The sequence below is a fragment of the Paeniglutamicibacter psychrophenolicus genome (assembly GCF_030812255.1).
In the GTDB taxonomy this organism is placed as follows: Bacteria; Actinomycetota; Actinomycetes; order Actinomycetales; family Micrococcaceae; genus Paeniglutamicibacter; species Paeniglutamicibacter psychrophenolicus_A.
The window spans coordinates 41,361-55,957 of sequence record NZ_JAUSSH010000014.1; the positions used below are offsets into that span (position 1 = coordinate 41,361).

The 14,597-nt window shown below is 69.4% G+C and carries 11 protein-coding genes; 9 read left to right on the top strand and 2 right to left on the bottom strand.

What is annotated here, in order from left to right:
- Positions 1–69 precede the first annotated feature (69 nt).
- The 9 genes from hemE (at position 70) to J2T21_RS16495 (ending at position 11,367) form a co-directional block, all read left to right on the top strand.
- Positions 70–1,140 (top strand): uroporphyrinogen decarboxylase, encoded by a 1,071-nt coding sequence (gene hemE, locus J2T21_RS16455; protein ID WP_307582783.1) that lies wholly within the window; start codon positions 70–72, stop codon positions 1,138–1,140.
- A 128-nt stretch (positions 1,141–1,268) separates the two neighbouring features.
- Positions 1,269–3,137: a protoporphyrinogen/coproporphyrinogen oxidase gene (locus J2T21_RS16460; protein ID WP_307582785.1), complete on the top strand. Its 1,869-nt coding sequence runs from the start codon at positions 1,269–1,271 to the stop codon at positions 3,135–3,137.
- Between the two features lie 129 nt (positions 3,138–3,266).
- Positions 3,267–3,980 (top strand): hydrogen peroxide-dependent heme synthase, encoded by a 714-nt coding sequence (hemQ, locus tag J2T21_RS16465; protein WP_373458060.1) that lies wholly within the window; start codon positions 3,267–3,269, stop codon positions 3,978–3,980.
- Positions 3,977–5,182, top strand: coding sequence for a ferrochelatase (locus tag J2T21_RS16470; RefSeq protein WP_307582787.1), 1,206 nt, complete (start codon positions 3,977–3,979; stop codon positions 5,180–5,182). Before hemQ ends, J2T21_RS16470 begins: the two co-directional genes overlap by 4 nt.
- Complete coding sequence (gene hemC, locus J2T21_RS16475) at positions 5,179–6,153, top strand: hydroxymethylbilane synthase (RefSeq protein WP_307582789.1); 975 nt, start codon at positions 5,179–5,181, stop codon at positions 6,151–6,153. The genes J2T21_RS16470 and hemC overlap by 4 nt, the downstream gene beginning before the upstream one ends.
- A 5-nt stretch (positions 6,154–6,158) precedes the next feature.
- Positions 6,159–7,124: a uroporphyrinogen-III synthase gene (locus J2T21_RS16480; protein WP_307582791.1), complete on the top strand. Its 966-nt coding sequence runs from the start codon at positions 6,159–6,161 to the stop codon at positions 7,122–7,124.
- Positions 7,125–7,164: 40 nt separating this feature from the next.
- Positions 7,165–8,148 (top strand): porphobilinogen synthase, encoded by a 984-nt coding sequence (hemB, locus tag J2T21_RS16485; protein ID WP_307582793.1) that lies wholly within the window; start codon positions 7,165–7,167, stop codon positions 8,146–8,148.
- A complete protein-coding gene (gene hemL / locus J2T21_RS16490) occupies positions 8,148–9,461 on the top strand; it encodes a glutamate-1-semialdehyde 2,1-aminomutase (protein ID WP_307582795.1) in 1,314 nt (437 codons plus the stop codon). Before hemB ends, hemL begins: the two co-directional genes overlap by 1 nt.
- 379 nt (positions 9,462–9,840) lie before the next feature.
- A complete protein-coding gene (locus tag J2T21_RS16495) occupies positions 9,841–11,367 on the top strand; it encodes an amino acid permease (protein WP_307582796.1) in 1,527 nt (508 codons plus the stop codon).
- Positions 11,368–11,529: 162 nt separating this feature from the next.
- On the opposite strand, the gene J2T21_RS16500 is transcribed toward J2T21_RS16495, so the two are convergent.
- Together J2T21_RS16500 and J2T21_RS16505 are read right to left on the bottom strand one after the other, a co-directional pair.
- Entirely contained in the window at positions 11,530–11,952 is a 423-nt protein-coding gene (locus J2T21_RS16500) for a GNAT family N-acetyltransferase (RefSeq protein WP_307582798.1), read from the bottom strand.
- A 107-nt stretch (positions 11,953–12,059) separates the two neighbouring features.
- On the bottom strand, positions 12,060–13,976 hold the full coding sequence (locus J2T21_RS16505) for an HNH endonuclease signature motif containing protein (RefSeq protein WP_307582800.1): 1,917 nt from the start codon (positions 13,974–13,976) through the stop codon (positions 12,060–12,062).
- Positions 13,977–14,597 lie beyond the last annotated feature (621 nt).

A 14,597-nucleotide genomic window follows, 5' to 3' on the forward strand; every position in this document is an offset into this window, starting at 1 on the left:
CACGCAGCGTACGTTCGCTGGGGGCGTGTGGATTACGGTTCGGGCCGATATGTTGGCAGAATCAATAACATGACGTTGAGCCAGAACCACCCGCTGATGGACGGTCGTACCGCCAATTCCCCGTTGATTACCGCTTACCGCGGCCAGAAGCCAAGCCGCAGACCCGTGTGGTTCATGCGCCAGGCAGGCCGTTCGCTGCCCGAGTACCGCAAGCTGCGCGAGGGCACCGAGATGCTCGAATCGTGCCTGCGCCCGGAGATGGCCTCGGAAATCACCTTGCAGCCGGTGCGCCGCCACGGCGTGGATGCCGGGATCTTCTTCTCCGACATCGTCATCCCGCTGAAGCTCGCGGGCATCGAGGTCGACATCGTCCCGGGCGTCGGCCCGGTGCTGGGCACCCCGGTGCGCACCGCCGCCGACGTGCGGGCGCTGCCGAAGATGACCGACGCCTCGCTGGACCCGATCCGCGAGGCCGTCGCGATGACCGTGGAACAGCTGGGCAACACCCCGCTGATCGGCTTCGCCGGCGCCCCGTTCACCGTCGCCGCCTACATGGTCGAGGGACGCCCGTCCCGCGACCACATGGGCCCGCGCACCATGATGCATGCAGAGCCGGGTGTCTGGGAGGAACTGGCCAACTGGGCCGCCGACGCCTCCGGTGCGTTCCTGCGCGCCCAGATCGAGGCCGGCGCCTCCGCCGGGCAGCTCTTCGACTCCTGGGCCGGATCGCTCTCGCTGGCCGACTACACCAACCACGTCGCCCCGGCCTCGGCGCGTGCCCTGGACCTCGTGCGCGACACCGGCGTCCCGCTGGTCCACTTCGGCACCGGCACCGGCGAACTGCTCGGCGCCATGCGCAATGTCGGCGTCGATGTCATGGGCGTGGACTACCGCCTGCCGTTGGACGAGGCCAACCGCCGCCTGGGCGGGGACATCCCGTTGCAGGGCAACATCGACCCGGCGCTGCTTTCGGCCCCGTGGGAGGTTCTCGAGGCCCACGTGCGCGAGGTGCTTGCCGCTGGCGACACCGCCGTCTCGCACGTGGCGAACCTGGGCCACGGCGTGCCGCCGGAAACCAACCCGGAAACCCTCACGCGTGTGGTCGAACTCATTCACTCGATCCCCGTGGCCGGGCGTTAAGCTAGAAGAAGCAACACCGGGTGCAGGACACGGTGCGCCGGCCGAACGGCCCAGCGCCGCGCGGCCGTAAGCGCATCGTGTCCGGCGCCTTCGAAGATACACATTCGTTTCCCTGAAAAGAGTTGATGGTGCCAAACGTCGAAGAGCAGCCACGCCGCGGCTCGGCCAATGAAGCCGGAACGGCCCGGTCCGCCGCGGGCGCCGCGGCGGACCTCGACGACGGGACATCGGCCGGTGCACCGGGCACCGGGAACGCACCGGTGGCCGACACGCCCTTGGACGCCGACGGCACCGCGGATGCGTCAACGCCCGGCACGGCAACACCGCCGGCAACACCGCCGGCAGTTCTCGCCGGTGCCGCCGAAAAGGCTCCGGCCAAGGCCCGGCGCACCCCCGTCGCCTCCAACGCCGCGGCCCACGCGATGCGCCTGCTGGCCCGTGCCCGCGGCACCGAGGCCGCGGCGCCCGCCCCGGTGGTGCCCGATGGCCCGCTTGCGGTGGTCATCGGCGGCGGCATCTCCGGGCTCGTGGCCGCCCGCGAACTGGCCACCAGCGGACACCGCGTCCAGGTCCACGAGGCCTCCGCGGCCTTCGGCGGCTGCGTGGGCGTCCACGAGGTTGCCGGGCTCCGGCTGGATGCCGGCGCCGAATCCTTCGCCACCCGCTCCACCGCCGTCGCCGACCTCCTGGGGGAGCTGGGCCTGGGCGATGACATCGTCACCCCGGAACCCGGGGGAGCCTGGCTGTACCTGAAGCGCGGCAGCGAAAACATCGCGCAGCCACTGCCGGCCACCGGCATCCTGGGCATCCCCGGGGACCCGTGGGCCGAAGAGGTGCGCAGCGCCGTGGGACGAACCGGGGCCCTGCGCGCCGCGGCCGACCTGATCACCCCGGTCTCGAAGAAGATCACCGAGGGCCAGATGTCCCTCGGCGCGCTGGTCCGTTCCCGGATGGGCTCGGCGGTGCTGGAAAACCTGGTGACCCCCGTGGTCTCGGGCGTGCACTCGGCCGATCCCGACACCCTCGACGTCGATGCCATCGCCCCCGGGCTGCGCGCCGCGGTGCTCAAGCACGGCTCGCTGGCCCGCGCCGTGGCGGCCATGCGCGCCGCGGCCCCGGCCGGATCCGCCGTCGCCTCGGTGGTCGGGGGCATGAACCGGCTCACCGCCGCCCTGCTGGAAGACCTGAAATCCGCGGGCGTCGAATTGCACGCCAACAGCCGGGTCGAGGCGCTGGCGGCAACCGGGGAACCCGCCGGATTCCGCGTGCTGCTGGCTGCCCCGGCCGCAGCCGACGCCGCCGCGCCCGCGCGTCCCGGCAAGGCCGAGAAGCACGAAAAGCAGGAGAGGCACGAGAAGGCGGCCAAGGCCGAGACCCCGGCGGCGCCCCGCGAGGTGTTGGCCGAGCGCGTCGTGGTGGCCACCGGCGGGTCGGTCGCCGTCGACCTGCTGGTCGGCATCGATACGGCCTTCGCCGTCCACCGCCCGGCGCCCGGCGCGGGCATTTCCCTGGTCACCCTGGTCATCGACAAGCCGGAGCTCGACGACGCCCCGCGCGGGACCGGCCTGCTGGTCGCCCCCACCGCGGACAACGTCGGGGCCAAGGCACTGACCCACGCGACGGCCAAGTGGCATTGGCTGGGCGACGAATCGGGCCCCGGATCGCACGTGCTGCGCCTGTCCTACGGCCGGCTCAACGACGTGGCCTCCGCGCTGGTGAACGCCGACGACGCCTCGCTGCGCAACGCGGCGCTGGCCGACGCCTCGGTGCTGCTGGGCATGGAAATCACCGCCGGGGACGTGCTGGGCTTCGACGTCGTGCGCTATTCCGGCGCGCTGCCCTTCGCCACCACCGGGCACGCCGCGCGCGTGGCGGCGATCCGCGAGATCGCCGCCACGCACCCGGGCCTCGAGCTGGTCGGCGCCTGGCTGGCGGGCACCGGACTGGCCTCCGTTGTCAACGACACCCGCAAGCGCCTGCGCATCACCGCCAGCTGACGCCCGACCGTCCCGCCCGGCGCCGCCCCGGCGTGCCGGACGGGGGCGGCACCACAGACTTTCGCAACACGTACGAGAACCACTTCGCCGGAAGGCGAAGTACCGCAAAGAAAGCAGGAGAACCAACCCATGAGTGCAGTGGAATCCAATTCACCCGTCATCCGCGACCGCGAAGCGGCGGGGGCCGACGCGACCATGTACTACACCCTGTGGACCGTCTTCAAGCGCGACTCGGACCTGGACCGGTCCGAGGGCGTCGAGGCGTTCGACGCACTGGTTGCCGAGCTGGCCGCCGAGGGCGTGACCCTGCGCGGCACCTACGATGTTTCGGCCATGCGCGAGGACGCCGACGTGATGACCTGGGTGCACGGCCCGACCCCCGAGGCGCTGCAGGCCGCGGTGCGCAAGATCCGCCGCTCCTACCTCTTCGCCGAGACCTCCATCGTCTATTCCACCATGGGCGTGCACCGCGAGGCGGAGTTCTCCAAGGACCACTCGCCGGCCTTCGCCCGCGGCGTGGCCCCCGAGGCCTGGATGACCGTCTACCCGTTCGTCCGCTCCACCGACTGGTACCTGCTGGATCCGAAGGAACGCGGCAAGATGCTGCGCGACCACGGCATCCTGGGCCGCGACTTCCCGGGCGTGCTGGCCAACACCGTGGCGGCCTTCGCCTTTTCCGACTTCGAATGGCAGATCTGCCTCGAGGCCCCGGACATGATCGACCTGGTCGACATGATGCGCCACCTGCGCTACACCGAGGCCCGCAACCACGTGCGCGAGGAAATCCCGTTCTACACCGGCCGCCGCATCTCCACCGCCGAGGTCGCCGAGGTCCTGCGATGAGCCAGGGCTTCGACCCGCGCACCGGGTACGACGAGAACGGGGTCATGGCCCCCAAGGCCTACGACGCGATCCTGCTGGCCTCCTTCGGCGGCCCGGAGGGACAGGAAGACGTGATCCCGTTCCTGCGCAACGTCACGAAGGGCCGCGGGATCCCCGACGAGCGCCTCGAGGAGGTCGCCACCCACTACCGGGCCAACGGCGGCATTTCCCCGATCAACGCGCAGAACCGCGCGCTGAAGGCCGCCCTGGAGGCCGAGCTGGCCGCCCGGGACATCAACGTGCCGGTCTACTGGGGCAACCGCAACTGGGCCCCGTACGTGGCCGAGACCATCGAGCAGATCCACGCCGAGGGCCACCGCAAGGTGCTGATGCTTTCCACCAGCGCCTACTCCGGCTACTCCTCCTGCCGCCAGTACCGCGAGGATTTGGGCGTCGCGCTGCGCGAGACCGGACTGGAGGGCAAGCTCGAGGTCGACAAGGTGCGCCAGTACTTCGACACCCCCGGATTCGTCACCCCGTTCATGGGCGGGCTGCGCGATTCGCTGGCCGAGGTCCGGGCGCAGCTGGTCGCGGCCGGGAACCCCGAGGGCGAGATCAAGATCGTGTTCGTCACGCACTCGATCCCGACCTCCGACGCGCAGGCCGCCGGTCCGCGCGACCTCGTGGCCACGCTGGACACCGACCTGTACTCGGCCCAGCACCTGGCCGTCGCCGACGCGATCCTGGCCGGGGTGCCCGAGGCCGCCGGCCTGTCGCACTCCCTGGTCTTCCAGTCCCGCTCCGGCGCCCCGCACGTGCCGTGGCTGGAACCGGACATCAACGACGCGCTCACCGAGTACCAGGCCGCCGGCGTCGCCGGGGTCGTGGTGATGCCCATCGGCTTCGTCTCGGACCACATGGAGGTCCTCTGGGACCTTGACACCGAGGCGAGGGAAACCTGCGCCGAACTCGGCCTGGCCTTCCACCGCGCCCCGACCCCCGGCACCCACGCGGACTTCGTCTCCGGCATGGTCGACCTGGTGGCCGAGCGCCTGGCCGGGGCCGACGGTGCCGCGCTGAAGCCGGGCCGCGCCTCGGTCGCCGGGCTCGGACCCTGGTTCGACGTCTGCCGCCCCAACTGCTGCTCCAAGGTGATGCGCGACGGCACCGTCAAGCCGACCATCGCCGCGGTCGACTCAGAGGTCGGGGTGCCGGCACCATGAGCGCCTCCCGCTTCACCATCGGCACCCGCGGCTCCGCGCTGGCCACGACCCAGACCGGGCACGTGGCCGTGGAACTGAACCGGCTCTCCGGCGTCGAGACCGACACCGTGCTGGTCAAGACCGAGGGGGACGTGACCACCGGTCCGCTCTCGCAGCTCGGCGGCACCGGCGTGTTTGCCGCGGCCCTGCGCCAGGCACTCTACGAGGGCACCTGCGACCTGGCGGTGCACTCGCTGAAGGACCTGCCCACCACGCAGCCGGCGGGCCTTCTCATCGCCGCGACCCCGAAGCGCGCGGATGTGCGCGACGCGCTGTGCGCCCGCGACGGGCTGTTCCTGGCCGAGCTGCCCGAGGGCGCCACCGTGGGCACCGGTTCCCCGCGGCGCTCCGCGCAGCTGCTGGCCTTCCGGCCCGACCTGAGAATCGTGGACATCCGCGGCAACGTCGGCACCCGGCTGGGACGGGTCAAGGGCTCGCCGGTGCAGAAGGACGACGGGGGAGTGGGGCGCACCGCGCAGGGCGACCTGGACGCGGTGGTCCTGGCCGCCGCCGGCCTGGAGCGCCTGGGGCTGGATGCGCACATCACCGAGTACCTGGACCCGGACATCATGCTCCCGGCACCCGGGCAGGGCTCGCTGGCCGTCGAGGTCCGGACCGGCGGCAGCGGCCACGCTGCCGTCGATGCCGCCCTGGTGCAGCTCGATGACATCGACACGCGCCTGGCCGTCACCGCCGAGCGCGCGTTGCTGGCCCGCCTGGAGGCCGGCTGCGCCGCGCCCATCGGCGCGCTGGCCACCGTCCGCGGGGATGAATTGGTGCTCGACTCGGTGGCCTGCAAGGTCGACGGGTCCGACACCATGCGCCGCTCGGCGCGGACCTCGACGTTGACGCTCGACGGCGCCGCGGCCCTGGGCGTCGCGCTGGCCGAGCAATTGCTGCGCGAGGGCGCGGCCGAGCTGGCGGGACTGTAGGAACCATGTCGAATCCCGGGGTGTTGGCGGGGCGCACCGCCCTGCTGCTGCGCAGCGCCGACCGTGCCGCGGCGACCGTAAAGGTCCTTGCGGCACGCGGCGCACGCACGGCGGTGTGCCGGCTCATCGACTTCGAGCTGCCCGCCGACACCGCGGAACTCGATGCGCACCTGCGCCGGATGCTGTCCGGGCACTACGACTGGTGCGTGTTCACCTCCGTCAACACGCTCACCGCGCTGGGTGTCCGGGCCGCGGGGCTGGGCGTGGAATTGCGCATCCCCTCCGGCACCCGCGTCGCGGTGGTCGGCGAGGCCACCGCGCGGGCCGTTCAGGCACTGGGCACGCCCATCGACTTCATGCCCGCCACCGACCACTCGGCCCGCGGCATGCTCGCCGACTGGCCGGATTTGCGCACCTCGGCCGCACGGGTGTTTGCCCCGCAGGCGGACATCGCCTCGGCCACGCTGCGCGACGGGTTCGCGGCCCACGGCTGGCATGCGGACATCGTCACCGCCTACAACACCGTCACCGCCCCGGCGGATCCGGCACGCGCGCTGCATGGACCGCCGGCCTCAACCCCGGTGGACCTGCCCGGGGGCGGGTACCTGCTCGCGGTCCCCGAGCTCCCCGGGGCCCTGGCCGGGCTCGATGCGGTCATGTTCTCCTCGCCGAGCACCGTCGACAAGTTCCTGGCACTGTTCCCGGACCTTGCAGCGCGCCCGGGAAGGGGCCAGGAGCTGATCGCCATCGGGGACAGCACCGCCAAGCGGCTGCGCGAGCACGGACTGGAACCCGCGGGCATCGCCGCCCTGCCCACCCCCGAGGGGCTCGCCGATGCCTGGGAAGCCGCCGTTGCAGCCTCCCGCCACGCATCCTCCACGCTTGCAGCTTCCACCCGGGTAGCTTCCACCCGGGCAGCTTCCACCCGGGCAGCTTCCGCCCGTCCAGCCTCCACCGATCCAGCCACCTAAGACCTGGCTACCACCACACCAGCTTCACAAGGAGCGAAGAATGTCATTCCCCGCCCGCAGGCCCCGCCGCCTGCGCACCACCCCCGCCATGCGCCGGCTCACCGCCGAGCTGGTGCTGGCCCCGCAGCAACTGATCCTGCCCGCCTTCGTGCGCGAGGCGATCACCGAGCCCAACCCGATCACCTCGATGCCCGGGGTCGTGCAACACACCATGGACAGCCTCAAGGCCGCGGCCTCCGAGGCCGTCGAACTGGGACTGGGCGGCATCATGCTCTTCGGCATCCCCGAGACCCGCGACGCGGTCGGCAGCGCGGGCCTGGACCCGGCCGGCATCCTGAACCTGGGCATCGAGGCGGTGCGCGCCGAGGTCGGCGACGAACTGGTGATCATGTCGGATGTCTGCCTTGACGAATTCACCGACCACGGCCACTGCGGCGTGTTGGACGCGGCAGGCAACGTGGACAACGACGCCACCCTGGAGATCTACGGCAAGCTCGCCGTGGCCCAGGCCAACGCCGGTGCGCACATCGTCGCCCCCTCGGGCATGATGGACGGCCAGGTTGCCGTCATCCGCCAGGCGCTGGACGAGGCGGGGCACCAGGACGTGTCCATCCTGGCCTACGCCGCCAAGTACGCCAGTGCCTTCTACGGCCCGTTCCGCGAGGCCGTGGATTCCCAGCTGACCGGGGACCGCCGCACCTACCAGATGGATGCCGCCAACCGCCGCGAGGCCATGATCGAGGTCGAGCTCGACCTCGCCGAGGGCGCCGACATGGTCATGGTCAAGCCGGCCATGAGCTACCTCGACGTGCTGGCCGACGTCGCGGCGATGTCCCCGGTGCCGGTGTCCGCCTACCAGATCTCCGGTGAGTACGCGATGATCGAGGCCGCCGCCGCCAACGGCTGGATCGACCGCCGCGCCGCCATTCTCGAATCAGTGCTGGGCATCCGCCGCGCCGGCGCCGACACCGTGTTGACCTACTGGGCCAGTGAAATCGCCCAGTGGCTGAAAGAAGGAAAGTAATGACCAGCTCCGCTGAACTCTTCGCCACCGCCCAGCAGCTCATGCCCGGCGGGGTGAACTCCCCGGTGCGCGCCTTCGGCTCGGTCGGCGGGGTGCCCCCGTTCATGGTCGGCGCCAAGGGTGCCTATTTGACCGACGCCGACGGGAACTCCTACGTCGACCTGGTCTGCTCCTGGGGTCCGGCGCTGCTGGGCCACGCGCACCCGGCCATCCAGGATGCGGTGCACGCGGCGGTTGACCGCGGGCTGTCCTTCGGTGCCTCCACGCCCGACGAGGGCAAGCTGGCCCGCCTGGTGATGGACCGCTTCGGCGGGGTCGAGCGCATGCGCATGGTCTCCACCGGGACCGAGGCGACGATGACCGCGGTGCGCCTGGCCCGCGGCTACACCGGCCGCGACTTGATCGTGAAGTTCGCCGGCTGCTACCACGGCCACCTCGACGGCCTGCTGGCCGCCGCCGGGTCCGGCCTGGCCACCCTTGCCCTGCCCGGCTCCGCCGGAGTCACCGCGGCCACCGCAGCCGAGACCCTGGTGCTGCCGTACAACGACCGCGAGGCCATCACCGCGGCCTTCGCCGAGCACGGCGCGAACATCGCGGCGGTCATCACCGAATCCGCCCCCTGCAACATGGGCGTCGTGACCCCGGACGAGGGCTTTAACAAGTTCCTGGCCGAGACCACCACCGCCAACGGCGCGCTGCTGATCCTCGACGAGGTGCTCACCGGGTTCCGCGCCTCGGATGCCGGCTACTGGGGCTTGACCGGCCGCACCGAGGGTTGGACCCCGGACCTGTACACCTTCGGCAAGGTCATCGGCGGCGGCCTGCCCACTGCCGCGCTGGGCGGACGCGCCGAGGTCATGGACTACCTGGCCCCGTTGGGCCCGGTCTACCAGGCCGGCACGCTCTCGGGGAACCCGGTGGCCATGGCCGCGGGTATCGCCCAGCTGACCCACGCCACGCCCGAGGTCTACGCGCACATCGATGCAAAGTCCCTCGAGCTGCAGGCCGCCCTCACCGGGGCGCTTGCCGCCGCGGGCGTCGACCACTCGATCCAGAGAGCGGGCAACCTGTTCTCGGTGGCCTTCGGCACCTCGGAAAACGGCGTGCACAACTACGCCCAGGCCCAGGCCCAAGAGGCCTACCGCTACGCGCCGTTCTTCCACTCGATGCTCGAGTCGGGCATCTACCTGCCGCCGAGCGTCTTCGAGGCCTGGTTCCTTTCCTCGGCCCACGACGACGAGGCCATGAACAAGATCTTCGACGCACTCCCGGCCGCGGCCCGTGCGGCGGCTTCGGCTGTTCCCGCCTCCTAGCCCGACAGGGGTGCAAGGCCCCCGGAAGCCGCCGCGTCAATCGCTTGATGCAGAGGTTTCCGGGGGCCTTTTCATGTTTTTGGGCAGCTCGTGCCGCCCGGGAGATGAAATTTGGTGAGCTCTAGACCACTTTTCGCTCCGGTGAATTTGTCGGACCGAGGCCCGTGGGGGAAAGTCGCGCCGACGGGGTTGGGGCATTCGAAATACGATAAAAGAACACGTCAGATAGCGATTGGTCAACATGTCCGGCTGTGGGGGCAGGTGCAAGGATACCCGGCGCCGGGGCGCATCGGGGAGTAATCGGTCCACCGGGGCGCATGGGCAACGCGGCTAGGCTTGTCCGGTTAGTTTTCGCGTTTCATTGCCGCCGAGGAAATCAGTGAGCCTTTTTCGTACAAAACCCGTGGAGAGTTTCCTGGCTGACGCCGCGGAACCCGGCCGCCAGCTCAAGCGGACCCTGAACACCTGGGATCTGATGATCATGGGTGTGGCCGTGTCGGTGGGCGCAGGCATCTTCTCCGTGGGCGCGCGGGCCGCAGCAAACTTTTCCGGACCCGCAGTCACGCTCTCCTTTGTGATTGCCGCGCTTACCTGCGCCATGGCCATCATGTGTTACGCGGAATTTGCGACCGCGATTCCCGTCGCGGGCTCGGCGTATGTGTTTTCCTCCGCCACCATGGGCGAGTTCATTGCGTGGATCATCGGGTGGAACCTGATCCTCGAACTTTTCACCGCATCAGCGGTGATCGCCAAGTATTGGGGCATCTACCTCACCGAAGTTTTCCAGCTCGTGGGAGTACACCTCTCACCCACCATTGACCTAGGCATCGTCACCATGAGCTGGGGACCATTGCTGATCGTTGCGCTGTTCACGCTGCTGCTCGTCATGGGCACCAAGCTGTCAGCCACGGTCGGGAATGTGTTCACCATCATCAAGATCGCCGTCGTGCTCTTCGTCATCGTCGCCGGTCTGTTCTACATCAAGGCGGAGAACTTCACTCCGTTCATCCCCGAGGCGGTTCCGGCCACGGGGGATGGCACCGCCGAGGTGCTCAAGCAATCGCTCTTCGCCTTTGCCACCGGCGCCGCACCGGCCCAATACGGAATGATGGGCGTGCTTGCCGGCGCCGCACTGGTCTTCTTTGCGTTCGTCGGCTTCGACGTCGTGGCCACCAGTGCCGAAGAGGTCAAGAACCCGAACAAGACGCTGCCCCGCGGCATCTTCGCCGGCCTTGCCCTGACCACGCTGCTCTACGTCGGGGTATCGTTCGCGCTGACCGGAATGGTCTCCTACAAGGAGCTGGCAGCAGTGGAAACCCCGACGCTGGCCACCGCGTTCTCGCTGGTGGGCAACGAAGGGGCGGCCTCGGTCATTGCCGTCGGCTCGCTGATCGGCTTGACCACGGTGGTCATGGTGCTGCTCATGGGGCTCTCCCGGGTCGTGCTCGCCATCAGCCGCGACGGGCTGTTGCCCTATGCGCTGTCCAAGACCAGCGCCAAGCGCGGCACCCCGGTGCGCATCACCATCATCTGCGGTTCGCTGGTCGCCCTGGTGGCCGGCTTCACCCGCGTGGATGTGCTCGAGGAGATGATCAACATCGGTACGCTGTCGGCCTTCGTGATGGTCAGCCTGGGCATCATCGTGCTGCGCCGCAAGCGCCCGGACCTCAAGCCAGCCTTCCGGGTTCCGTTCGGCCCGGTCATCCCGATCGTTTCGGCACTGCTGTGCACCTACCTGATGGTCAACCTTGCCGTCGAGACGTGGATCTACTTTGTCGTGTGGTTGGTGCTCGGCGTGCTGATCTACTTCGGCTACGGACGGCGCCACTCGCGACTGAACCAGAAGTACTCAGATCAGGTGGCGGCGATGGAAAAGACCGCAGAGCCGGAGCTCGCCGCAAAGTAGTTCCCGTGGGCAGGTGGCTGCCACAGCAGCCGGCAGCAGCTGCCCGGCAAGGCGTCGGTGCCACCAGGATCCCCGAGATCCAGGGTTGAAGCCGGCGCTTTGCCGTACCTGCCGCGATCCCGGGAAACCTCGGCGGGCTGCGGAGCGGTTTCCGCGGAGGTTTCAGTCGAACCTGACGAAGGCACGCATTTCACCGGAGGGGAAGTCGCTGGCCTGCGTCATGCCGAGGGACTCGTAGAAGGCCTTCTGCCCCGGCTCGTCGTCGGTCAACAAGACCTTCTGCCGGACACCCGGGTACTGCGCGAAGAGCAGCTCGGCAAGGCCGCGGCCAATCCCCGCCCGGTGGTGCCCCGGGAGCACGAGGATGTCCTGCAGATAGCAGATCGAAGCACCATCGGAAATGCTCCGGGCCAACCCCACCAGTTGGCCACCGGCACGGGCCACGGCGACAGTGTGCGAACCCTGGATCGCGGCCAGCAGTGTCCCGGGGGAGTCCGCGTAGGCGCTCCAGCCGACGGCGTCGTACAGGGCGACCAGCTCGGCGGTCTCGATCTGCTTTGTGAGTGAATACGCGATGTTCTCCATTCCCGTAGTTCTATCACGCGGGCGGGTGTCGGCCGGGAGGCGACGGCGCGGCGCCGCGCGCGGGCCCGGGCGTGGCAGGCCTGCGTCCCACGGGCGGAAGGAGAAAATCAGGCGGCTGCGGCCTCGGGATGGAAGACCCAGTTCCGCCTGGGTAATCGCAGCGGATCCCGCGATGCGGGCAGCACCACGTGGGGGACCTGGTCGATCACCACGACGTCGAAATGCCCCGCGTGGTAGGCGGTGTGGCACCGGATGCACAACAAGAGCCCGTTGGACACATCGGTGTTCCCGCCCTCGGCAAATCCCTTGATGTGGTGGACCTCGGTGCGGTGCACCGGCATCGAACAGCCCGGGTTCGCACAGCCGCGGTCGCGGGCGGCGATGGCCCGCTTCTGCGCCTTGGTGAAGTAGCGAACCTTTCGGCCCAGATCCAGCGGCTGGCTCTTGCCGCCCATGACCAGCGGCAGGATCCCTGCGTTGCAGGCCAGCCGGCGTGCCGTGGCAGCGGAAATGAGTTCGCCGTGCTGGGTGAATCCGGGGACGTCGGTGATCCCGGCCAGGGCCTCGTAGGTGATCGTCACCAGGATGTCGATGCGGGAATTCATCGGCATCCACACGTCTTCGGGTGTTTGCGGGTCGATCGACCTGGTGATCGCGTCGAACACCAATTGGTACAGCCTGCGCGCGCGCAACCTGGCGTTTGTTTCCTTGGCGGTTTCCCCGGGGCGCGGTGCTTCCTCGGGGGAGGCAACAAGCGGTCTGCCAACGTCGGCGAATCCTGCCCGTGGGCGTTGGTCGACGGGAATGTCGGGGTTTGCAGCCCATTCGGGGATGGGCAGGAAGTCCTGGTCGAACGGGGTTCCGAGCGTGCGGGGAGTTCCGGATACGGTGAATTGGACTCCGGGGGTGGCCGACTCGCCGTCGGTGGATACATCCTCGACATCTGCCGGGGAACCGGTGACGTCGGCGTCGTCCGCGGGGGAAGCTGTGCCGTCGGCTGCGTCGGCTGCGTCGGCTGCGTCGGCATTGGCCGCGTGGTCCTCGGTGTTGCTGCCTCCGGGGATCTGGCGATCGACAAGATCGGTGGGGAGCGCGAGCTGGCCGGAGGATGTGCGCGGGTTGTTCAGGTCGTCGGCCAGCCTCGTCAGCAGCTCGTGGCCCACCGCGTCGGTGGTCAACTCCCAGACGTAGCCAGTGGGCCGTTTGCCCTTGAAATCCAGGCTGAGATTGCGCTCCATGCGGGCCTCGTCACGGTCAAGGAGACTGCGGTCCAGATCCACGGATGCCTGCTTGATCAGCTTTTCCACGGTCTTCTGTCCGGCGGTGGCCAAGGTGCCGGCGACCAGGCCCTCAAGCTTGGAGCGAACGTCGGCGGGATCCGGTTGGGCCTCGATGGAGGGCTCGAGAGCAGCGAGCTTGGCTGCGGCGCTGGCAATGGCGCGCGGATCGGCCGCACCCGACACCAGGATCCTGCCCAGTTGCGGGTACTTGGCCGGGGCGTTCTGCCCGTTGGCGCCAACGTGCGGCAGCAGCCGGTCGTGGGATTTCACCCGGTGCTCGGCCTGGAAGTAGTCGAGGTTGAACTGGGACTCGAGGAATTCGGGGGTGCCCTTGTACAGTGGCTTGCGGTCGGCGGCGCTCACCGCATCGGCAGGAAGCGGCACTTCGCCGCGGGCGAAGGCCTCGGGGGCGGCCAGCACTTGGTTGAGCCCGGCCAGCGTGCCGTCGGTCAGCGTATTGACCTCGGTCCGGTCGCATGAGCCCGCGGCGACGATTTGCGCGTGGCTGCCGGCGTGGGCGAAGCGCTCGGAAAGCCGTGCAAAGGCCGCGGCGCGGACCGGGGAGTCACCGACCGACCGTTGCGCTGCGTCAACCGTGCGGCGCAGCAGGAGTTCGAGGGCTGCCAGGGTCCGCAACGGGTCGATGGGCGTGCCGGCATCCGGGGTTGGGCCGGTGGTCCCGGTTCCCAATGCCCCGTTGAGCGCGGTCAGTGCCGCTTCGGTGGTGCCGGTGGAGGTGGTCATGTCTCCCATGATGCGCCCGGTGCGACGCGGGTGGGCGGGATTCGGCGGGATTGTGGATAAGTGCGGGAAGTTGCCCGTCGCGCGGGGCGGGGGTTGCCGGCAACGGGCGCGAATGGGAGCGGCTTCTGGGCAGGCCGGCGTCAACCAACAAGAACGGTTCGCCGGGCCTGCGGCAGCGAATCGGAATGTTGCCGAGACAAAAATGCTGTGCCCCTCTTTGCCTTGCGGCAATCGGGGGAACTGCGGGTCCCCGGGGTCACTGGCGGCCGGAAAAGCCGCCGGCTGTGGGGGCGGAACCTGGAAGGCGGGGAAGACGCTGCCGTCGGTCAGTGCGATGTTCGGGTTCTGCTGGTCGTCGATCCCGGTGATAGCCAGGTCGATGCAGGCCCTCCGGACCAGGTTCCCGTCGACGAATTCCGGGATCATTGCGTGCGGGATGGCGCTGGCGCCGACCTTGGCGACTACCGGGTTCGCCGCGTCCGGGGTGTCCTGTGCGCTGGGTGCAGTGGACGAGCCGCCGCCGCAGGCGGCCAAGGCGAACAGCGTGGCGGCGCCCGTGAGGGCAAGTGCGAGTTTTTGACGCAGGTGATACTTCGTCTGATCTTCAAAACCAATGAACGG

Bases quoted from the DNA above. Each gene is read 5' to 3' on its own strand.
- hemQ (WP_373458060.1), top strand. From the start codon at position 3,267: ATGAGTGCAGTGGAATCCAATTCACCCGTCATCCGCGACCGCGAAGCG.
- J2T21_RS16505 (WP_307582800.1), bottom strand. From the start codon at position 13,976: ATGACCACCTCCACCGGCACCACCGAAGCGGCACTGACCGCGCTCAAC.
- hemC (WP_307582789.1), top strand. From the start codon at position 5,179: ATGAGCGCCTCCCGCTTCACCATCGGCACCCGCGGCTCCGCGCTGGCC.
- hemE (WP_307582783.1), top strand. From the start codon at position 70: ATGACGTTGAGCCAGAACCACCCGCTGATGGACGGTCGTACCGCCAAT.
- hemL (WP_307582795.1), top strand. From the start codon at position 8,148: ATGACCAGCTCCGCTGAACTCTTCGCCACCGCCCAGCAGCTCATGCCC.
- J2T21_RS16480 (WP_307582791.1), top strand. From the start codon at position 6,159: ATGTCGAATCCCGGGGTGTTGGCGGGGCGCACCGCCCTGCTGCTGCGC.
- J2T21_RS16470 (WP_307582787.1), top strand. From the start codon at position 3,977: ATGAGCCAGGGCTTCGACCCGCGCACCGGGTACGACGAGAACGGGGTC.
- J2T21_RS16500 (WP_307582798.1), bottom strand. From the start codon at position 11,952: ATGGAGAACATCGCGTATTCACTCACAAAGCAGATCGAGACCGCCGAG.
- hemB (WP_307582793.1), top strand. From the start codon at position 7,165: ATGTCATTCCCCGCCCGCAGGCCCCGCCGCCTGCGCACCACCCCCGCC.